This is a genomic window from Methylobacterium gnaphalii, from assembly GCF_007992215.1.
In the GTDB taxonomy this organism is placed as follows: Bacteria; Pseudomonadota; Alphaproteobacteria; order Rhizobiales; family Beijerinckiaceae; genus Methylobacterium; species Methylobacterium gnaphalii.
Genome location: NZ_BJZV01000016.1, coordinates 68673 through 87255 on the forward strand (window position 1 = coordinate 68673; position 18583 = coordinate 87255).

The 18583-nt window shown below is 65.9% G+C and carries 21 protein-coding genes and 1 tRNA gene; 3 read left to right on the forward strand and 19 right to left on the reverse strand.

All coding sequences use genetic code 11. The annotated features are described in order from the left end of the window. Positions 1–87 precede the first annotated feature (87 nt). On the reverse strand, positions 88–213 hold the full coding sequence (locus tag MGN01_RS24405; protein WP_280178546.1) for a hypothetical protein: 126 nt from the start codon (positions 211–213) through the stop codon (positions 88–90). A 219-nt stretch (positions 214–432) separates the two neighbouring features. On the opposite strand from MGN01_RS24405, the gene MGN01_RS15025 reads away from it, so the two are divergent. Beyond that, positions 433–963: a DNA-binding protein gene (locus tag MGN01_RS15025; RefSeq protein ID WP_147047638.1), complete on the forward strand. Its 531-nt coding sequence runs from the start codon at positions 433–435 to the stop codon at positions 961–963. A gap of 183 nt (positions 964–1146) precedes the next feature. Continuing rightward, positions 1147–1401: a hypothetical protein gene (locus MGN01_RS15030; RefSeq protein WP_147047639.1), complete on the forward strand. Its 255-nt coding sequence runs from the start codon at positions 1147–1149 to the stop codon at positions 1399–1401. 258 nt (positions 1402–1659) lie between these two features. Here the strand turns inward: MGN01_RS15030 and MGN01_RS15035 are convergent, their stop codons facing one another. From MGN01_RS15035 to MGN01_RS15065, 7 genes are all read right to left on the reverse strand, one after another. After that, on the reverse strand, positions 1660–1929 hold the full coding sequence (locus tag MGN01_RS15035; RefSeq protein WP_147047640.1) for a hypothetical protein: 270 nt from the start codon (positions 1927–1929) through the stop codon (positions 1660–1662). Between the two features lie 255 nt (positions 1930–2184). Beyond that, positions 2185–2271: transfer RNA gene (locus MGN01_RS15040), tRNA-Leu, on the reverse strand. Between the two features lie 48 nt (positions 2272–2319). Continuing rightward, the gene (locus MGN01_RS15045; protein ID WP_147047641.1) at positions 2320–3510 is read right to left on the reverse strand and encodes an FAD-dependent oxidoreductase; all 1191 of its coding nucleotides are present in this window, start codon (positions 3508–3510) and stop codon (positions 2320–2322) included. A gap of 13 nt (positions 3511–3523) precedes the next feature. Further along, complete coding sequence (locus tag MGN01_RS15050) at positions 3524–3793, reverse strand: zinc-finger domain-containing protein (RefSeq protein WP_147047642.1); 270 nt, start codon at positions 3791–3793, stop codon at positions 3524–3526. Between the two features lie 102 nt (positions 3794–3895). Further along, the gene (locus MGN01_RS15055) at positions 3896–4498 is read right to left on the reverse strand and encodes a hypothetical protein (protein ID WP_147047643.1); all 603 of its coding nucleotides are present in this window, start codon (positions 4496–4498) and stop codon (positions 3896–3898) included. A 158-nt stretch (positions 4499–4656) separates the two neighbouring features. Then, positions 4657–5817: a dimethylmenaquinone methyltransferase gene (locus MGN01_RS15060; RefSeq protein ID WP_147047644.1), complete on the reverse strand. Its 1161-nt coding sequence runs from the start codon at positions 5815–5817 to the stop codon at positions 4657–4659. A gap of 270 nt (positions 5818–6087) precedes the next feature. Next, positions 6088–7146, reverse strand: a complete 1059-nt coding sequence (locus tag MGN01_RS15065; protein ID WP_147047645.1) for a GlxA family transcriptional regulator — start codon at positions 7144–7146, stop codon at positions 6088–6090. A gap of 50 nt (positions 7147–7196) precedes the next feature. Here MGN01_RS15065 and MGN01_RS15070 point away from each other — a divergent pair, with 50 nt between their 5' ends. Then, positions 7197–7919, forward strand: a complete 723-nt coding sequence (locus MGN01_RS15070; RefSeq protein WP_147047646.1) for a DJ-1/PfpI family protein — start codon at positions 7197–7199, stop codon at positions 7917–7919. A 79-nt stretch (positions 7920–7998) separates the two neighbouring features. Here the strand turns inward: MGN01_RS15070 and MGN01_RS15075 are convergent, their stop codons facing one another. The 11 genes from MGN01_RS15075 to mdcA form a co-directional block, all read right to left on the reverse strand. After that, a complete protein-coding gene (locus MGN01_RS15075; protein WP_147047647.1) occupies positions 7999–9567 on the reverse strand; it encodes a sodium:solute symporter family transporter in 1569 nt (522 codons plus the stop codon). 10 nt (positions 9568–9577) lie between these two features. Next, positions 9578–9874 carry a DUF485 domain-containing protein gene (locus tag MGN01_RS15080; RefSeq protein WP_147047648.1) on the reverse strand — a complete coding sequence of 99 codons (297 nt, stop codon included), beginning with the start codon at positions 9872–9874 and terminating at the stop codon, positions 9578–9580. A gap of 48 nt (positions 9875–9922) precedes the next feature. After that, complete coding sequence (locus MGN01_RS15085) at positions 9923–11002, reverse strand: carbon-nitrogen hydrolase family protein (RefSeq protein ID WP_147047649.1); 1080 nt, start codon at positions 11000–11002, stop codon at positions 9923–9925. A gap of 101 nt (positions 11003–11103) precedes the next feature. After that, a complete protein-coding gene (locus MGN01_RS15090) occupies positions 11104–12021 on the reverse strand; it encodes a LysR family transcriptional regulator (RefSeq protein ID WP_147047650.1) in 918 nt (305 codons plus the stop codon). 214 nt (positions 12022–12235) lie between these two features. Next, entirely contained in the window at positions 12236–13108 is an 873-nt protein-coding gene (locus MGN01_RS15095; protein ID WP_147047651.1) for an ACP S-malonyltransferase, read from the reverse strand. A 38-nt stretch (positions 13109–13146) separates the two neighbouring features. Continuing rightward, positions 13147–14064 carry a triphosphoribosyl-dephospho-CoA synthase MdcB gene (mdcB, locus tag MGN01_RS15100; RefSeq protein ID WP_147047652.1) on the reverse strand — a complete coding sequence of 306 codons (918 nt, stop codon included), beginning with the start codon at positions 14062–14064 and terminating at the stop codon, positions 13147–13149. Then, positions 14061–14738 (reverse strand): malonate decarboxylase holo-[acyl-carrier-protein] synthase, encoded by a 678-nt coding sequence (gene mdcG, locus MGN01_RS15105; RefSeq protein WP_147047653.1) that lies wholly within the window; start codon positions 14736–14738, stop codon positions 14061–14063. The genes mdcB and mdcG overlap by 4 nt, the downstream gene beginning before the upstream one ends. 1 nt (position 14739) lies before the next feature. Beyond that, positions 14740–15456 carry a biotin-independent malonate decarboxylase subunit gamma gene (mdcE, locus tag MGN01_RS15110; RefSeq protein ID WP_147047654.1) on the reverse strand — a complete coding sequence of 239 codons (717 nt, stop codon included), beginning with the start codon at positions 15454–15456 and terminating at the stop codon, positions 14740–14742. Continuing rightward, positions 15443–16360 (reverse strand): biotin-independent malonate decarboxylase subunit beta, encoded by a 918-nt coding sequence (locus tag MGN01_RS15115; protein WP_147047655.1) that lies wholly within the window; start codon positions 16358–16360, stop codon positions 15443–15445. Before MGN01_RS15115 ends, mdcE begins: the two co-directional genes overlap by 14 nt. Then, entirely contained in the window at positions 16357–16671 is a 315-nt protein-coding gene (gene mdcC / locus MGN01_RS15120; protein ID WP_147047656.1) for a malonate decarboxylase acyl carrier protein, read from the reverse strand. The genes MGN01_RS15115 and mdcC overlap by 4 nt, the downstream gene beginning before the upstream one ends. A gap of 90 nt (positions 16672–16761) precedes the next feature. Beyond that, complete coding sequence (mdcA, locus tag MGN01_RS15125; protein ID WP_147047657.1) at positions 16762–18408, reverse strand: malonate decarboxylase subunit alpha; 1647 nt, start codon at positions 18406–18408, stop codon at positions 16762–16764. Positions 18409–18583: the final 175 nt, after the last annotated feature.

Sequence of the window (18583 nt, forward strand, 5' to 3'; positions counted from 1 at the left end):
AGCACGCATTGGCCCAACTCATGGGAGTCGGAGTGCGAGAAGCCGCGAGAGGAGCCGATCCTACGCTTGGTCGAACATGCCATCGGTCTATGGCGGGCGGCTCAGGACATGCGGGACCCTGTCCTTCTCGAAGCTCTCAGGCCCTTCGTGGTCCATGTCGCCCATGCGCTCGTTCGTGGCGCCCTGGAAGAGGTCGAGGATAAGAGAGCGCATTGATCGGCCGTTGCCGAAGACGTCGCGTACGGAACGGCGCGGTCAGCATGTCTCGAACGCGATTGTGGTCTTGGAAACGCGCTTCGTCACTATCATCTGCATAGCACTGAGGCTGGAAACTCAATCGCAACCGTTTCTGGACAAAGTGTCGTGGAACGGTCATGTGGCTGTTCAGCGCGCGAACCGGCGCTCAATGATCTCAATGACATCAGGAAAAGCATGACTCGCAATCGCGGGCGGCGGTCATTTACCGTCGCAGCCAAGTCGAGCGGCCAAAGCGGCTTCGTCACCATACCTGTCAAGGCGCCGCGGGTGCCGCAGGCGGCCCGCCAAGCAGCAGCGCCGGCCACGAGCGCAGTATTCTCTGAGCCGGTGTCGGCAACCGCTCCGCCGGCCGACGTCACGCCGCGTCGCATCCTGCCGAGCCTGATCGCCTGGGAGGCTCCGGCCCCCGAGCCTGAGGCCGTATTCACGCCTGAGCCGCCGCTGCCGCGTGTCCGACGCGTCACGCCGCAGGGCGCACTCGACGATGCACCGCGCCGGCGAGGCCGGCCGCGCAAGCGTCCTTTGCCCGTCGACATGGCGCCTACTGTCATGCACGAGCCAGAGCCCGCGCCTGCCGCTCCCGTAGTAAGCCCAGTGGCGCAGCCCACGCCGGCCACGGCCGCTCGGCGTAGAGATCAGCCGGATGGCACGCGGCTACGGCTCGGCGAGCGCTGGAAGCGCCGCCTTCCGCGCGCCTGCTGGTAGTCTTTGGGAACGCCATCGGATCCGGCGGCGCTGACGACCCGAACTAAGTACTTTGCCTGGCATGGGCTGGTCGGCCATCGTGCGCCGAAGCTTGACTGCATGCCAGCAAAGGACAGAAGTCCTTGCGCTGCCCGTGATGAAAGTTCGGACGTTCCGGGCATACGTGCAGTCTTGAGGAACACCGTGTCCAAGCTTCCTGTGATTGCTTTCGTCGGATTGACCGCCTTTGTGAGCGGGGCCGCCGCCCAGACTGGCGACATGAGCTGCGCCGATTACCTTAAGGTTGAAGCCCAGGCCCAGGCCAGCCTCTCGGCCCAGGACAAGGCCATGCTTCAGGCCGACCCTCAAGCCGCCGCGATCGATGCCAAGGTCAAGGCCTATTGCCGGGCCAACCCCAAGGTGTTGTCGAGCGAGGCCGTCATGAAGGCGATGCAGTAGGCCGGTCGCGGACGAGTAGGCTCACTCTGCATCATTGCTGAGCGAGCCGACAGCCAAGGTCTTGGGTTCGGACTACTCGCACTGATGGGCAAGGCGACCCAGCCGGCCGATCGGGTGGTCTCAAAGAGACGGCAGGCCCAGTAATGGCGATGCAGCACACCTCGACGGGTTCGAGATCCTCATAGCTCGACTGGAGGGTGAAGATTGCCAGAAGCGAACAGCCGTCCAATGCCGGACGGCCATCCGCTCGAAGCAAGTCTACGAAAAGCCTCTTCCACCCTTCGACTGGAAGGTGCCCTTTCGCGAATGCGCGAGCACCTCAGCCTTCACCCCGGACAGATAGCTCGTCAGCACCGTCTGAACGGCCTTGTCTTCGCACTCGACCCAGAAGATCGCCGGCCTGACATCCGCACCGAGCGCCCGCAGGATCTCTTCGGCAGGCTGGGCCACGTTCCGGTCGCTCTCGCCAACGAGGCGATGCCGTCCTTTCGGTGTGGCGATCATGATGGTGACGGGCGCAGCGGGCATGATGCGAGCCTTACGTACTGGATTGATCGCCGCTGGAGCCGGCGACGTGCCCCAACCGGGAGTTAACGGCCACGTCTCTCAGCCGTTCCTCGGCCACTGCAATCCACCGCGCAGGTCGGTGCTTGCACCTCTCGCGAGCCCATTGCGAGCGCTCCACCGCCGAAGCGGAGGAGCCAGGTCGCAGGCCCAAAAAATTGTCGTCTAAGAAGGCCGTTACTAACGGGGTTTGACTTATCGCAAGGTGGGCGGACGCCTTGGTGCGGACGGCGGGACTCGAACCCGCACGGCCTTGCGGCCGCAAGATTTTAAGTCTCGTGCGTCTACCGGTTCCGCCACGTCCGCATAGGATGAGCGGTAACGGCGGACCGGCGTCAGATCAAGCGGGACCCCTCACACCGTGTCTGGCGTCCAGCCGTAGAGCCAGGCGTAGCGCCGGCTCATTCCGGCCGGGCCGAGGCGGCGCATCACCGCGTTGCGGGCGAGCCCAACCAGGGGGCCGGCATGGTAGGCGCGGCCGTTGGATCGGGCCGCCTTCCATACCCTGCGCACCCGCTCGCCGCGCGCCTCCGCAAAGGCGGTCAGCGCGTCCGGCACCCCTACGCCGCTGCTAAGGCAGCGCGTGAGCACGGCCGCGTCCTCGATCGCCATGGCGGCGCCCTGCGCGAGGAACGGCAGCACGGGATGCGCGGCATCGCCGATCAGCGCGACCCGGCCCGAGGCCATCGGAGCCGTCGCTGGGCGATCGACCAGTGACCAGACCATCCAGGTGTCGGGAACGGCAAGCAGCGAGCCAAGCGGCTCCGCGGCGTTTCGGAAATGGTCGCGCAGCACGGCCGGATCGCCGAGGCGTCCCCAATCGTCGTCGCCTACGCGCTCGGGTACCACCGCGACGACGTTGAGCCGCTGCCCGGCCGCGATTGGGTAGTGCACCACGTGGCGCCCGTGGCCGAGCCAGAGCCCGGTCTCGTCGCCCTGGAGCTCGGCCGGCGCCGCCTCGCGGGGGATCGTCGCGCGCCAGGCTGCCTGCCGGTGCGCACGCAGGGGACGGGCGTCGAACCGAGCGCGCAGGCCCGAGCGCACGCCATCAGCGCCAACCGCCAGATCTGCCTCGATGGTGTCGCCGCGCCCGCCCGCGACGCTCTCCAGCGTCAGGCTGACCCCCGTGGGGGTCTCGTCGACCGCCACAACCTCGCGGCCGACGAGCAGCCGAATGCCAGAGCGCCCGCGCACGGCATCGAGCAGAAGCGTCTGCAGATCGGCCCTGTGGATGACGTAGTAGGGCGCGCCGTGGCGCTCGCGGATCGAAGGCCCGAGTTCGATGCCGCCGAGCGCCCGCCCATTGGCGAGATCCCGGATCGCCACGCCTGGAGGCTCGTTGGCAGCCCGCCGCAGGGCCGAACCGAGGCCGAGCTCAATCAGAATCCGGCTCGCATTCGGTGAGATCTGAAGGCCGGCGCCCACTTCCGAGAAGCCGGTGCGGCGCTCAATTAGCGTGACCGAGTGTCCTGCCCCGCTCAGGGCCAAAGCGGCCGTGAGGCCGCCGATTCCGGCCCCGACGACGGCGATCGAGAGCGGACTCACGACGCGCGCGGCCTCACTCGGCCGCGGCCCTCGTCCGCGGTGCGTCGTCCTGCCAGACGCTGGCGGCGGGCTCGGCCCCATCCGGCTTCAGCCGCGCGTCATAGACGAACAGCGTGGAGCAGTACTGGCAGATGATCTCGTCGCCGCCGCTGCCCATGTCGAGAAAGACATGCGGATGGTCGAAGGGCGGCAATGCACCGATGCACATGAACTCGCGCGCGCCGACGCGGACCCGCGGCACCCCGTCCTGATTGTGAAAATGAGGGACTGCCTTGTCCGCCATCGCCCTGCCCTGCTCTCGGGCGGAACCCCGCACCTGCCGCGCGCCGTTCCGCGAACCGTTGGAATGAAGCTGCACGGGTCTAGCCCGTCGCCGGTCGCGCGCCTAGAGCGGGCTGCGAAAAAGTGGCAATGGTGTTCTGCCAGAATCCATCCATAACTCATTGAACAAAAATATTTTTTGCGTTTTGCCCGGTTCAAGCGAAACGCAACACGATTGAGTGGCGCCGGTATCCTCAGACATGAAGAAGCCCCCGGGGCGGCTTGCAACCTTCGGATCGGCGACCAAGGCGTAACTTTGGATGTCCTGGTCGAGGGTGCCTGCGACCACAGCGCTAGCTACCGGCGGCGGCATCTTCGGAGTTCGTTGCAGGCCACTGCACGGCTCGCCCCATTCTCGCCGCGACAAAACGCGGATCCGCTCAGAATTCGTCAACCTAATGCCGTCAAAGGATCGGCATGAACGAGTGACGGCACAGTCTTCACCAAGACGGTGCCGTCCCGATCCGGGCGGATGCTGAATCGTCGGCCGTTTCGCCATCTCGTCGCTCGAGGTGTTTTCGTGAGTTTTACCGTCACTGCGCGCCATAACGCCCGCGACGTCAGCTTTCAGCGCGGCTCGATGCTCGCGGCGCTTGAACAGGCCCTCACTCTCGCGAGCGCCGGAATGGAAAGTGTGCTCGTCCGCGACGTCAGCGGCCGCAGCCATACGCCGGCTGAGTTGACCTGCGCCCTTCTCGCATCCGGCCCAGGCCGGGACAAAGCAGCGCCCCGACCACACGCTGCCTAAGCGCGTTACGCACGCTACGCTCGGCACAGGCATGCGGCCGGCATCGGCCAATTCGAGGTGGGCCTAGGAGAGCAGTCTCAGCTCTTCCAGTTCTTCAAAGCAGCGAACGGACTGTCCGCTTCTTTCGGGGCTGGTGGGCAAAGGATCGGTTCGATCTGCGCTGCTGCGTCGGCCAGCGAGAAGGCCGAACCATTCGGCAGTTTTCCGCCGGCGGAGTCGGCATGGCCGCCTCCACGAAACTTTCTGGCAGCTTCAAGAGCGGTGCCGTTTCGGGAACGAAACGACATGCCGCCGCCCCGAGCTGCATTGATGATGCGGTCGGTGTCACCGCGCTCCATGATGTGATCCGAAACGGCCTGGAAGACGCCGCCATCAAGACCGAATGACAGCTTGGTCCCATCGGACAGGGTGCGGAACAGGGCTGGAGCTCGGGATAAAGCTGCGTAAAGCCGTGCCCGCATCGTGAGAGATCGATCATCGTCGGGTTCGTCGGACAGGAGCGCGTCGACGATGCTCTTACGAAGCTCGGGCACCTTCAGTTCGATCTCGGACGGAGATGCTCCGGTCTGAAGCTCGGCTGCGATCGCCATCAGAAGATCGCCGATGAAGCGATCGTGCCATGGGTGGCCTGGCGGGACGTATGCGGACGCGCTCTCCCATAGGACTTCGTTGACGAGCACACCCTGCCGGAACGACGGATCTGCCTTCCTCCACATGTCGTAGGCGTCGATCGCTCTCACGAGCGCTCCAAGACGCTCTTCGAGGACAGGTTCAAGGGTGCGATCGGCGAACAGCTGACGGCTCTCGAAAAGCAACCGGGTCGCACTGCGATCGATGCCGATAGAGAGATGAACGTGAGGATCACCGATGTCGTAGACCGACGACGCGGCTTCGGCGGACGCGAGCGGCTCCAGCCCTTTGGCTGCCAGATGTTCCTTGGAGGAGACGTGATGGTCGAGGACGACGAGGCGGTGACGCCGTTCTTCCGGGCGCTTGAGATTGGCTGCGGCGAAACTCCTGATGAACTGGACAGCGTCGGCCTCAAGGCTGAGATCGGTGACAAGCAGGAGCTCGGGAACGGCCGCTTTCGCCAGCCGATCATACTCCGTTTGCAATACCGCGCCGACATCCGAGTAGCGTGGGACGTGAACGACCCGCTTCACATCGGCGATGTACCCGGCGACGACGCAGGCGCCATAGCCGTCGAGGTCGTGATGGCTGATCTGTGTGACGTCCAACGAAGGGTTTCCCGGTCATGCCTTTGCGGATCGGGGTGATAGGCAAGCGGCGAGCTTCTTGTCGAGGACCATTGACCCCCGGTCGGCCGTAGCGTGCGCGATGCCGCCGCCCTACTCCAGACCATAGCTGGCCCCGACACGCGCGACATGACCTTGTCGAAGTTGTGAGGGCTTCGTTGCGCGTCGTCTCAAGCGTCCGCTTGTTCTCAATGAATAGCCTTGAGCCTGGCCATTCGAGACTATGATGCGAGAGGCGCTGGAGGCCTCGCACTATTCTGTTCGAGATGCGGCTTCCGAACGAGCAGTGACGCGGCGAACAGTACCGGCCGTTTGCGAAGCGGCAGCGAAGCGAGAGCGATAATCCTGAGGCGAGCTCGCCAAGAGTCGCAGAAAGCTGCGGCGCATTGTTTCCTCGGAACCGAAGCCGCAGCGCTGCCCGATCCGTTTCACGGGCTGGCGGGTATCGGTCAGCATTTGTCGGGCGGCCTCGACCCGTAGTCGCTCGACGGCGCGAGCGGGCGTAATGCCGGTCACTTCGCGGTAGCGCCGGCTGAAGTTGCGCTCGCTCATGCCTGCCTGTGTGGCCAGGACTGAGAGGGACAGATCCGAGCCGAGGTTCGCCTGCATCCAGCGGTGCAGGGCATCGAAGCGATCCCCGGCCGTCTGCAACGATAGCGCTGCACTGAACTGGGCCTGTCCACCGGGTCGCTTGAGGAAGACGACGAGGTAACGCGCGACGGCCAAGGCGATCTCGCCGCCGAGATCCTCCTCCACAAGAGCGAGCGCCAGATCGATGCCGGCGGTCACGCCCGCCGAGGTCCAGACCGGTCCGTCGCGGAGGAAAATCGGATCGGGTTCAACCCGCACGGCCGGAAAGCGCCGGGCAAAAGCATCGCAGAACGACCAATGGGTCACGGCTCTCCTGCCGTCCAGAATGCCCGATGCTGCCGCGAGGAAGGCACCGGTACAAACGGACGCGACCCGTCGCGCACGACTTGACCGGTTACGCAGCCAGTCGATCAACTCCGTGTCCACCGTGGCCGCCTCGACACCGGGGCCGCCGGCGACGACGAGCGTATCGATCTCTTCTTCGGCCGCGGGCAGACGCTCGGTCGCGAGTGTCAAGCTGGATGAGGTCAGGGCTGCACCGCCACCCTTGGTAACGACGCGCAGCCGATAGGCTGGCTCCTGCTGCGCCTTAGCGAGATGTTCATTGGCGGAGGCGAAGACTTGAAGCGGTCCCGTGACGTCGAGCACCTGCACGCCCTCAAAGGCGAGCACCTCGATCATGCGAACGGAATTTGGCGATAAACGAGGGGTATTTGGCATTCGCGCCAAACCTTGCCGCCATAGTGTCCGGCTGTCCATTGGAGGCCGTGATGATTTCGCCCGACACCCACCTTGAAATCGGATCCCTGCTCTTCGAGGGCATCGACCAGATCGACCTCACCGGGCCTTTCGAGGTCCTCTCGCGCATCCCGAACGCGACCTGTCGGATCTACGGAAAGACAGCCGAGCCCGTCCGCGATGTGAAAGGCCTCATCCTGACGCCGGATGCCGCCATTGCAGACGCACCGCAGCTCGACATCCTGCACGTTCCCGGCGGCTTCGGACAGGAGAGCCTGATGGAGGACGAGGCTGTGCTCGCATGGCTTCGCAGTCAGGCGGCCGGCGCGAGAAGCGTATTTTCCGTCTGCACGGGTGCCCTCATCTGCGGCGCGGCCGGCCTTCTGAAGGGACGGCGCGCAACGACCCATTGGGCCTCATTCGACCTGTTGCCCTTCTTCGGCGCGATCCCCGTCGACGAGCGGGTCGTCCTCGATGGAAGCTGGGTGTTCGCGGCCGGGGTCACGGCCGGGATCGACGGTGCACTTCGCCTCGCTGCAGAGCTGCGCGGCGAGGAGGTGGCGAAGGCGATCCAGCTCTATATGGCCTACGCCCCGGAGCCGCCCTTCGATGCCGGCACGCCGGAGCGGGCTCCTGCGGCCGTGCTGGAACAGGCCCGTGCCTCCGTCGCCGCGATCACGGAACGGCGCACGGCGACTGCACGGCGTGTTGCGGCCAAGCTCGGCCTGACCGTCGAGGCCATGTCACAGCCGTGAGGGTTAGTCTGGCCGCTGCAAATGAAAACGGGGCGCCTCTCGGCACCCCGTCTCCTCGATCACATCGATGCTCCTCGCATCATTCGGCGGCGACAGCCTCCCGTGAGGCGCCGAACATGATCCGCCGACGCATCTCCCGGAAGCTGCTCTCCGCGCCGTCCTCCTCGGTCGCCAGTGAAACTGCGACCGCGACGAGGAAGGATAGCGGCATGCAGATCAGCGCCGGATTCTTCATCGGGACGAACCACCAGGCCTGAGAGACTTCTGCGAGGCTCCTGCCCATGACGTCGACCTGCACGGTGGGCGACAGGCAGATCAGCAAGAGCGAGGAGATGGTCCCGACGAGGATGCTGGCGACGGCGCCCGAGGTGGTGAAGCGCTTCCAGGTGATCGACAGCAGCAGGGCCGGGAAGTTGGCCGCAGCGGCCACGGCAAAGGCGAGGCCAGCCATGAAGGCGACGTTCTGCCCCTCGAACACGATGCCGAGGAAGACCGCCAGTGCCGCGATGGCGACCGTCGCGATCCGCGCCACAGTGAGCTGCTCGCGCTCCGGGGCCTCACCGCTGCGCACCACGTTGACCCACAGGTCGTGGCAGACGGTGACCACGCCCGATAGAGTCAGCCCTGCGACGACTGCGAGCATCGTTGCGAAGGCGACGGCGCAGATGAAGCCGAAGAACCCGTTGCCGCCGACAGTGAGGGCGAGCAGCGGAGCCGCCATGTTGCCGCCGCCACCGGCCTTGGTCACCGCTTCCGGGCCTACGAGAACCATCGCTCCGAAGCCGATCACGAAGACGAGCAGGTGGAAGGAGCCGATGATGCCAGTAGCGTAGAGGATCGACATGCGCGCCTCCTTGACGTCCGGCACCGTGAAGGCCCGCATCAGGATGTGAGGTAGCGCCGCCGTCCCGAACATCAGCCCGACACCGAGTGAGATCGCGTCCCAGCCGCTTCCCGCGACTTTTGCGCCCGGCTGCAGGACCCGCGTTCCGTACTTCTCGGCGGCAGCCGAGAAGAGGTTCAAGGGATTCATCTCGAAATGCATGAGCACGAGCAGCGCCAGCACGAGGCCGCCGAGCGAGAGCAGCACGGCCTTGATCACCTGGACCCAGGTCGTCGCCAACATGCCGCCAAAGATCACGTAGGTGAGCATCGCGGTTCCGACCACGACGACCGAGGCGACGTAGGGCAGGCCGAACAGCAGTTTGATCAGCGAACCGGTCGCGACCATCTGGGCGATCAGGTAGAGCAGGATGACGGTGAGCGTGCCGATCGCGGCTGCCATGCGCACGGGCCGCTGCCGCAAGCGGTAGGCGACGACGTCGGCGAAGGTGAACTTGCCGAGGTTGCGCAGCGGCTCGACGATCAGGAACGAGATGATCGGCCAGCCGACGAGGAAGCCGATCGAGTAGATCAGCCCGTCGAAGCCGTTCGAGGTGATGATGCCGGCGATGCCGAGCAGGGCCGCCGCGCTGAGGAAGTCTCCGGCCAGCGCCCAGCCGTTCTGCCAAGCCGTGATCTGGCCTCCGGCCGCGAAAAACTGTTCCGTGGTGCGTGTGCGCCTCGCCGCCCAGTAGGTGATGCCGAGCGTCAACGCCATGAAGATAAAGAAGAAGGTGATGGCGAGTGGGTTGTTCGCGGCCTGCATGGCTGTCTCCTCAGCTCATGATGCGGCGCACGGCCGGATCGTAGAAACGGTTCGCCCAGACGACGTAGACGAGGCAGAGAACGAAGGATCCGACGATGACTCCGGCCCCCAGCAGGATGCAGAGGGAAAGGCCGGGAGCGAGGATCATACCCATCGTCGGCTTGGCGAAGGCGAACATCGTCATGAAGCCGAAGTACATCGCGATCATCACGATGCTCAGCGCGACGGCGACACGCGATCGGGTTCGGGAAAGCCTGCCGAAGTCATCGTCCTCCCCCGGAGGGACGACCTTGTCTGGTGAAAGCATGCTGCATCTCCTTCTATCGGCTTGAGGCTCGGCTCCTCCCGAGCCGGATCAGGCGCTTATGCGGCGAAGGGGCTGGATCGGCTCGCGAAGGTCGGGATCGACGCCGCCGAGATCGGAGCCGTCGACCCCATTGGTCGGATGCGCCGCCGACGAGTCGAAGGTGATCGGGTCCCGCGGCGAGCGATCGACGTTGAGCCGGAAGATGTCGAAGCGGTTGTAGTAGCCGACGACGTCGTGAAACTGCTTGGGCTCGACGCAGGCCGAAACGTCGATGTCGGCATAGAGGATGGTTTCGTCGCCCTGATGCGCCTCGACGACATGCGAGCCCGTGGGGTCGAGCACCATGGAGACGCCCGCGGGCGTACGCTCGACGATGTCGGCCAAGCCGTCGTCGCCTTCGCACAGGATCGCCCGGGCGGCCCGGTCGAGAACCGCCGAGCAGACGATGTTGAACACCTTCGCCTCGAAGGCATGTGCGCCGGCCCGAATCTCGATGGCCCGCCGCAGATCGTAGGCGGCGCTCTCGCCGGGGGGCCGGGTCGGCCAAGCCGGTGGATAGGTCGAGATGTGGACCTGCTCGCCCTGCGCCATCAGCGCGTAGCGGGCGAGCGGGTTGGTATTCTCGCCGCAGATCAGCATGCCGACCCGACCGATCTCGGTGGGCACCACGCGCAAGCCCCTCGCATCGCCGTTCGCCCAGATGAGCTTCTCGTAGAAGGTCGGCACCAGCTTGCGATGGTGGTTGAGGACGGCTCCGTCCCGTCCGATCAGGACGTTGGAGTTCCATAGGCAGCCGACGCTCGCTTCGGTGCTCTCGCTGAAGCCCAGGGAAACGAGCACGCCGTGTCGACGCGCGGCGGCGCGCACCGCGCCGATCTCCGGCCCGTCGAGGCGCACGGATTCGGCTGCGAGTCGCTTGAACAGGTCGTGATTGCGGATCGGGGCACGCAGAGCCGCCCAGAGCGGGAAGCCCGGCATGTAGCCTTCGGGGAAGATCACGAGATCGGCTCCCGAGCGGGCAGCCTCGCCGATCAGGGCAACCGCCTTCTCGGCCGAGGCCGCGCTGTCAAGATAAACCGGCGCCACGTGGCAGGCGGCCGCCTTGAATTGCGGGTACTGGACGGACATCGGAGCGGCTCCTGAATTGGCTAGCCGCATTAGCATCAGAGGTTATCGGCGCCGCGAACCCGGAAAATCTGCAATCGCCGCTGCAATCATGCCGGGGGTGCCTAAAATCGGTTCAAATACTCTGCCTCTTCCGTGAACAGGTTGGCGAGGAACCGGGTCACGGCCCGGACCCGGCCGACATGCTCGATGTCTTCGTGGACGCTGAGATAAAGTTCGCGGCGCACGACGACGTCTTCAGCCAGGACGGGCACGAGAGCCGGATTGGTTTTTGCCGAGAACAGCGGCAACAGCGCGATTCCCGCGCCCGATGCGACGGCGGTCTGCTGTGCGGCCATGCTGGTTGAGCGGAAGACCACAGTCGCAGGCGTGAGCACTTCAAGCAGCCAGTGCACCGGCTCGATGGCGATGAGGTCGTCGATGTAGTCAACGAAATCGTGGTCCAGCAGTTCGGCCCGCGTCGTTGGCCGGCCTCGCCGTGCGAGGTAGGCTTCCGACGCGTAGAGGGCGAGGCGGAACTCACCGACACGCCGGACATGCAGACGCGGTCCGTTCGGCGGCACGAAAGACACCGAGATGTCGGCCTCACGTTTGGTCAGGTTGATCAAGTGCCGCTCGGTGACCAGCTCGACGACAATGCCGGGCGTGACTGCAGAAAATTCGGCGAACTTGGCCGACAGATAGAAGGCCGCGATGCCCTCCATGCTTGCGACCCTGACGAGGCCAGTTGGTAGGGATGTGTTCTGCAGGCCGAGAGCTTCGGGTACCGAGAGCGTCTTCTGCTCAATGGCTTCCGCGATGACGAAGAGCTTATGGCCGGCTTCGGTGAGCTGGAAGCCATCGGAGCCGCGCTGGAATAGTTTTGCCTCGAGACTGCGCTCCAACTCGGCGATGCGGCGGCTGACCGTGGTGGTGTCGACCTTGAGCCGGCGTGCAGCCGGCGTTAGCCGCCCGTGCCGGGCGAGTTCGAGGAAGAAGGTGAGGTCGTTCCAATCGAACGTGGGAGCTTTGGCGCAAAGCACGGTCAGAACCTATCGCCCTGGTTTCCAGGCTGGAAGCTTTGGCCTTGTGCCAGGGTTATCAGCTTCCTCCCGCTTGCTTTTTACAATGGCGCTCGTGCTGCGAAACCTCAGTCCATCGGCCTTCGGTCGGTTCAGAATTGGTTCGGCCGAGCCGGATGATATTTGAGTGAGACGTGAACCAGGCCCTGCGCTGCGCACGCCGTCAGCGACCTGATCACCTCTCGATCCAAGCCGTCACTCCTTCGATTGAGCGAAAGTCCTCAAGCGCGTGGACACGCGTTCCAGGAAGGGCGTCGCGAGCCATCGTTGCGAGGCTGTGGCCCGGTCCGAGTTCCAGCGTGGACGTGGCGCCGAATTCGCGACAGGCCTGTAGGCAGGCCGCCCAGTCGATTGTCTCAGAAATCTGACGCGCGAGCTTGTCGAGGCCGGTAGCTGGGTCAAATACCGTTGTTCCATCAATCCCTTGGATGAGCCGCGGCGCGCCTGGGGGAGGCCGTCGCAGTTTTTCTTGAGCAAGAGCCTGAGCGAAGCTTCGGCTTGCGGCGGCAAGCAGCGGTGTGTGCGAAGGGGTGTGAACCGGAAGCACGATGGCGCGTTGGGCGCCGGAGGCAGCGGCTTCAGTGCAGAGCGCTTTGAGGGCTGTGCGCAAGCCGCCGGTGACGGCGCTGTCGGGGCCGTTACGGATGGCGAGATGGCAGCCGTGGCGTTCAGCTAGTTTCGTAACCAAATCAAGGGTTAAGCCGCGGATTCCAGCGAGAGCGTAGCCCTCGCCTGAAGCGGCGTCCATAGCTTCAGCTCGGGTGGCGGCGAGGCGCAGTATGGCGGCCGGATCGAGGCGGCCGGCGCAGCCCCAGGCGGCGAGATCGCCGATGCTGTAGCCGGCGACGATCATTCGTGAAAGCTTTAATCTTTCGATGATTTTCCAGGCTGCCAGTGCGGCTGTGCAGCACAGGATCTGGCCCGTACGGTTCGCGTGGAGATCGGCATCGGGCCGTTCGACGAACGCACGGGGGTCGGCGCCGAGCAGTGGCGCGGCGGCTTCGAAAATGGGCTGCGCTTCGGGCAAGCCTTTCGTGAGATTGAACATTCTGGGGTGCTGCGCCCCCTGCCCCGTGCACAGCAGCGCTAGCATGACGCGGGGATCTCGAATGGACTGCTCCCGGCAGACCCCTCAGGCAACGAGTGAGTGTGACCGGCATGCTCCTGGCATGCCGTGAACAAGGTCATGGCCAGCAGGTCGGCCGCGCCGCCCGGGCTGAGTCGCCGTGCCATGAAATCGCGATGGATCGACTCGGCAGCCTGCCGCCAGTTCGGTTGCCCGACTCCGCCGTGGGCCAGAAACTCAGTGGCGGCGCGACGGGCAAATGCGAGGCCGTCCGGCCCGCCTCGGTGAAGCAGGTTAGTGTCCTCGGTGGCGGCGATCAGCGCGAAGCAGGCTTCGACGCGGGCGGCTTCCGGGTCGTCGGGCCGGAGGGCCATGCCGCGCCGCAGGGCTGGCAGGCCGATTCGGTAGACGGTTGGGAATCCGGCGGCGGCTTCGGCTGGGGCTCCGCCAACGCCGTGGCGGCGGCGAGCGCGGGCACCGGGGGCGTGGAGCAGAACCGGACCCTTCAGGATGCCTTGGGCGTGCCTGCGTGCGACATGGGCACCGAGGGCGCCGGAGCGGATCGGTGTGACGCCGCCGCAGGCGCCCGCGGCGGAGGCGAGCAGGCCGAGACCGAAGATCGCGCCGCGATGGGTGTTCACCCCGCCGGTGGCCGCGAGCATGGCGGCTTCGGCCTCAATGCCGATGCGACGCAGGCCGTCCATGGCAGTGCCCCGGTTGCCAGCTTCAGCGAACGCGCGAAAAAATGGTTCGAGAGCGGCAGCACTAGCCTCGAAGGTGGCGGCATCCATGTCGTCATGGCTGCCGCTGTCGACGAGGCTGACGAGGCCGGGCTTGGGATAGGTCTCGAGTTCAAGCCACAGGGCCTCCACCGCGCAGCGGCCGATGACGGCGGCGTCACATATGGGCTGGAGGGCGAAGGCGGCGACAGTGCTCATGGGGAGCCCCTGCCCTTCAACATTGCGACGGACCGCATCTCCAGGCGGTCGAGATGCTTAGCGAGCACTTCGCCCGACTCGGAGGCTTCCAGCACTTCGCGCCAATGCAGGCCAGCGCCGTCGGGCAGGAGGAGTTCGCCGTCGAGGCGCATTGGGGCGGCCTCGGCAATGCGGGCGAGCGCGGCGAGGAGGCCGGCTGGTATGGTCTGCGTCGGCAGCGGCCAGAGGACGTCGAGGTCGGAGGCAGCGGCGAGATAGGTCAGGCCGGTGGCGACCTGCCAGAGTAGGCTGCCGAAGGGACGCGGTGTCAGACCATGCTCGGCGCCGAGGGCGATTAGTGCGTCGAGGGTGCTGTGCCAGGTCCCGGGAGCGGCAGGACGGGTGTCGGCGAGCGCGAGTGGCGGATGTGGCGACAGGTCTTCGGGCGAGAACGCGAATGAGATTCGTCGCTTGCCGTCGGCAGGCGGCAGCGGCAGACCGAGGGGGATGCTGTCGCGGGGCTCGCCCGGAAAAAAGCGGCGGATGATCAGCAGGCGGCCGGCCTCGGCCCATCCGGCGAGATGCGGCACGCCGTCGAGGTCGGGGCGCTGGCGCAGCTTGACCGCCCAGGCGGCGGGGTCGACGCGGACGAGGTCGTGGCGATGCGGCTGAGGGGAGAGGGTATCCCCGCCCATCTCAGCCTCCTTGCGCCTGCCGCTGCACGCGTTCGGCGATCTCGCGGGCCACCGGCCGGCCGCCGCGTTCTTCGCCGAGCCGGTCGCGCTCGTCGCCTGTCGGCAGGGAGGCGATCAATCCGCGGATCTGGGCGTCGAGCGGCTGACCTGGATCGAGGACCACCTGCACCGCGCCGGTGGCGACCATGTTGTCGAGCCCTGGCGCGAAGACCGGTGTCGACTTCGCCATCTCCTGCAGCTTCTCCACGGGAAGCTTGGTGACGCGGGCGACCGAGGGCAGGTCCATCACGCTGGGGTTGGCTCCGGGCAGCGCCGCGAGTACCCGCGTCGCCAGGGCCGTGGCAATGAATGCGCCAGCCGCGGAGTGGCCGTAGATCAGGCCGACGGTCGGATGGCCGAGACGGTCTGCCAGTAGCAGCGCCTTGGCGAGATGCGCGAGGCACTCGTTGAGACCGAGCAGCTCGTCACGCCGGCTCATGCGCTGGCTATCGGAGTCGATCGCGACGAGGATCGGAGACCGATCGCCGGCCCGCACCACATCGAGCACAGAGGCCGCCAGCGCCAGCGCACCCTCGACACCAAGCGGTGTGTCGCCATCGACGCCGACGACATGCAGCGGCTTGCCGTCGAGCGCCCCCTGCCCCGTGACGAGGCCGTCCGCAACGGTGACCGCATGCCCCTGCGGGAAGAGCGAGGAGAGGATCTCAGCGAGCGTCATGGGACGCCTCCGTCACGCTGGATGCGGTCTTCGCGAAGGCCGCGTCCGTCATGGCGGGCACCGCGTCCGGGTCGTTGACACCGAGCCGCGCCCAGATTTCGGTGGCATCGCGGCAATCACCGAAGCGCTTCACGCGGGCCTCCAGCCGCGCCTGCTCGGCCTCCAGCGTGGCGAGGTCGAAGGCCGGTGCGGTGCCAACCAGCGTTATTGCTGCCTCGCGGAAGGCGGCGACAGTATCGGCGCAATAGGCGTCGGCGGCGCCGGTAAGCCGGCGATGCTTGCCGCCCATGGTGCGCCAGACCAGGGCACGATCGCGCGAATCGAATTCCTCCGCGCCCTTGTTGGTCTCGATCACCTCAGGACCGGAGACGGAAATGCGGCCCGATTCCGAGACTGCCAACCGTGAGCAGGTACCGGCAATGAGGCCGCCGCCGCCGTAACAGCCGGCGCGTCCGCCGATCAGGCCGATCACCGGAATGCCGGCGGCGCGGGCATCCACGATGGCGCGCATGGTTTCGGCGATGGCGGTCTCACCGGCATTGGCCTCCTGCAGGCGCACGCCGCCGGTATCGAACAGGATCAGCACGGCAGCCGGCTTGCTCGCGATGGCGGCACGCAGCAGTCCCACGAGCTTGGCGCCATGGATCTCGCCGAACGCGCCGCCCATGAACCGGCCTTCTTGCGCGGCGACGAGCACCGGCCGGCCATCGAGCTTCCCTCGCCCGACGACGATGCCGTCGTCGAAGGCGCGCGGCAGGTCGAAGAGCGGCAGGTGCGGACTCATCGCCCGCTCGGCCGGTCCCAAGAATTCCTCGAAGGTCCCTGCGTCCACGAGTGCCGCGATGCGCTGGCGGGCGCTGGCCTCGTACCAGCTCTGCGAGCCGGGATCGGTCACGATCCTCATGCCGAGGCCTCCATCAGCCGGGCGCCTTGAGCCAGGCGCAGGGAGACCGTATCGGGGCGCGCACCGCCATCGTTGATGCTGATGCGCAGGCCACCGGGCTGGGTCCGGGCGACGAAATCGGCCACCACTGCTTCCCAGACGTCGCCATAGCCGCCGACTGGCGTCTCGATCGCGACCTCGCAGGCATCGGGCGGGAGCACCCGTTCCAGCAGCACTTCGAGGTTTCCGGAGGCGACGACGCCGGTGATCGCCATTGGCTTGGAGCCTGAGGCGGCCTTCTGGGTCGAGTGGCGGAAGTGAAGGGTTTCCATGAGCGACGACTCCGTTCGGGCGTCTCGGGTTCAGATGGTCAGCCCGTCATTGCGAAAGTGAGCGAAGCAATCCAAGGCTAATGGGCTGGCTCACCAGTTCCGGAAGCGGGCCGGCGGCTCGTAGAGGCCGCCGGACCAGTGCACGAGATCCTTGATCGACTTGGCCGCGAGCAGCGAGCGGTCAGCGTCGAGCGGCTCGATGCCGAGGTCTTCCGGCCGTCTGATTACGCCGCGCTCGCGCAGGTGCTGCACCATGGCGCGGTCTCGCCCGCGGCCGACCTCGGTGTAGCCGGCAACGCCGCGGATCGCCTGCTCGCGCTCGTCGGCGTTGCGGCAGAGCAGGAGGTTGGCGATGCCCTCCTCCGTGACGATGTGAGTGACGTCATCGCCGTAGATCATCACCGGCGCCAGTTGGAGCCCGGTCTTCTTCGCCAGTTCCAGTGCATCGAGCTTCTCGACGAAGGTCGGCACGAGCTTGTCGCCGAACGTCTCGACGAGCTGCACCACAAGCTTGCGGCCGCGCATCAGGGCCGGGTCGCCGACGATTTCGGCCTCGTGTCCAGCCTTCATCCAGGCATCGGACGGGTGGCGGCGGCCATGGGGATCGGAGCCCATGTTCGGCGCGCCGCCGAAGCCTGCGACACGGTTCTGCGTCACCGTCGAGGAATGGCCGGCGAGATCGATCTGCAGAGTCGCGCCGATGAACATGTCGCAGGCATAGAGCCCGGCCGTCTGGCAGAAGGCGCGGTTCGAGCGCAGCGAACCATCGCCGCCCGTGAAGAACACGTCCGAGCGCTCGCGGATGTAGCGGTCCATGCCGACTTCCGAACCGAAGCAATGGACCTGCTTGACCCAACCCGACTCGATGGCCGGGATCAGGGTTGGGTGCGGGTTCAGCGCCCAATGCGTCGCGATCTTGCCCTTGAGCCCGAGCTTTTCCGCGTAGGTCGGCAGCAGCAATTCGATCGCCGCCGTGCCGAAGCCGATACCGTGGTTCAGCCGGCGCACGCCGTATTCGGCATAGATCCCCTTGATCGCCATCATCGCGATCAGGATCTGCGTCTCTGTCATCGCTGCGGGATCGCGGGTGAAGAGCGGCTCGACGTAGAACGGGGTATCGGCTTCGACGACGAAGTCGATCCGGTCGCCAGGGATATCGACGCGCGGCACCCGCTCGACGATCTCGTTGACCTGCGCGATCACCACGCCGTTCTTGAAGGCGGTGGCCTCGACCACTGTCGGCGTGTCCTCGGTGTTCGGTCCCGTGTAGAGGTTGCCGTCGCGGTCGGCCGAGACGCCCGCGATCAGCGCGACGTTCGGCGTGAGGTCGACGAAGTAGCGCGCGAAAAGCTCAAGATAGGTGTGAACCGCGCCGAGCTCGATCTGGCCGCCATAGAGCATCTTCGCGATGCGGCCGCCCTGCGGACCGGAATATGAATAGTCGAGGCGCTTGGCGATGCCCGTCTCGAACACGTCGAGATGCTCAGGCAACACGATGCCCGACTGCACCATGTGCAGGTCGTGGATTTTTGTCGGGTCGCAGGCGGCGAGACCGCGGGCGAGACAGTCAGCCTGCTTCTGGTTGTCGCCCTCAAGGCAGATGCGGTCGCCTGGCTTCAGCACGGCTTCGAGTAGATCGACAACCGCGTCGCCTCGCACCACTTTGCCCTGAGCATGGACACGGCCCGCCTCAATCCGAGCGTCCCGGGCCATCTTCTCGCTGCGCCAGTCAGTCATGCGCTGCCTCCGGGCTCTTGCGTACACCGAATGGATCGGCCCGCGCCTTCCGGCATTCGGATGCCGGCCTATGCGGCCATCAAGTATGCCAACTTGCGGAATTGTCAATATACTGCATACTAAAACGAATCAAAAATATGAGAACGAATACAGAAGGGAAACGCGTCATGGATTG

Coding starts and splice junctions, on each gene's coding strand:
- MGN01_RS15085 (WP_147047649.1), bottom strand. CDS start 11,002: ATGTCCGTCCAGTACCCGCAATTCAAGGCGGCCGCCTGCCACGTGGCG.
- MGN01_RS15050 (WP_147047642.1), bottom strand. CDS start 3,793: ATGGCGGACAAGGCAGTCCCTCATTTTCACAATCAGGACGGGGTGCCG.
- MGN01_RS15065 (WP_147047645.1), bottom strand. CDS start 7,146: ATGCCAAATACCCCTCGTTTATCGCCAAATTCCGTTCGCATGATCGAG.
- MGN01_RS15035 (WP_147047640.1), bottom strand. CDS start 1,929: ATGCCCGCTGCGCCCGTCACCATCATGATCGCCACACCGAAAGGACGG.
- MGN01_RS15095 (WP_147047651.1), bottom strand. CDS start 13,108: ATGTTCAATCTCACGAAAGGCTTGCCCGAAGCGCAGCCCATTTTCGAA.
- MGN01_RS24405 (WP_280178546.1), bottom strand. CDS start 213: ATGCGCTCTCTTATCCTCGACCTCTTCCAGGGCGCCACGAACGAGCGC.
- MGN01_RS15055 (WP_147047643.1), bottom strand. CDS start 4,498: ATGGCTGCGGCCGCTGACGTCGCGGACGAGCACACTTTCCATTCCGGC.
- mdcB (WP_147047652.1), bottom strand. CDS start 14,064: ATGAGCACTGTCGCCGCCTTCGCCCTCCAGCCCATATGTGACGCCGCC.
- MGN01_RS15025 (WP_147047638.1), top strand. CDS start 433: ATGACTCGCAATCGCGGGCGGCGGTCATTTACCGTCGCAGCCAAGTCG.
- mdcC (WP_147047656.1), bottom strand. CDS start 16,671: ATGGAAACCCTTCACTTCCGCCACTCGACCCAGAAGGCCGCCTCAGGC.
- mdcA (WP_147047657.1), bottom strand. CDS start 18,408: ATGACTGACTGGCGCAGCGAGAAGATGGCCCGGGACGCTCGGATTGAG.
- MGN01_RS15080 (WP_147047648.1), bottom strand. CDS start 9,874: ATGCTTTCACCAGACAAGGTCGTCCCTCCGGGGGAGGACGATGACTTC.
- MGN01_RS15075 (WP_147047647.1), bottom strand. CDS start 9,567: ATGCAGGCCGCGAACAACCCACTCGCCATCACCTTCTTCTTTATCTTC.
- MGN01_RS15115 (WP_147047655.1), bottom strand. CDS start 16,360: ATGAGGATCGTGACCGATCCCGGCTCGCAGAGCTGGTACGAGGCCAGC.
- mdcG (WP_147047653.1), bottom strand. CDS start 14,738: ATGGGCGGGGATACCCTCTCCCCTCAGCCGCATCGCCACGACCTCGTC.
- mdcE (WP_147047654.1), bottom strand. CDS start 15,456: ATGACGCTCGCTGAGATCCTCTCCTCGCTCTTCCCGCAGGGGCATGCG.
- MGN01_RS15070 (WP_147047646.1), top strand. CDS start 7,197: ATGATTTCGCCCGACACCCACCTTGAAATCGGATCCCTGCTCTTCGAG.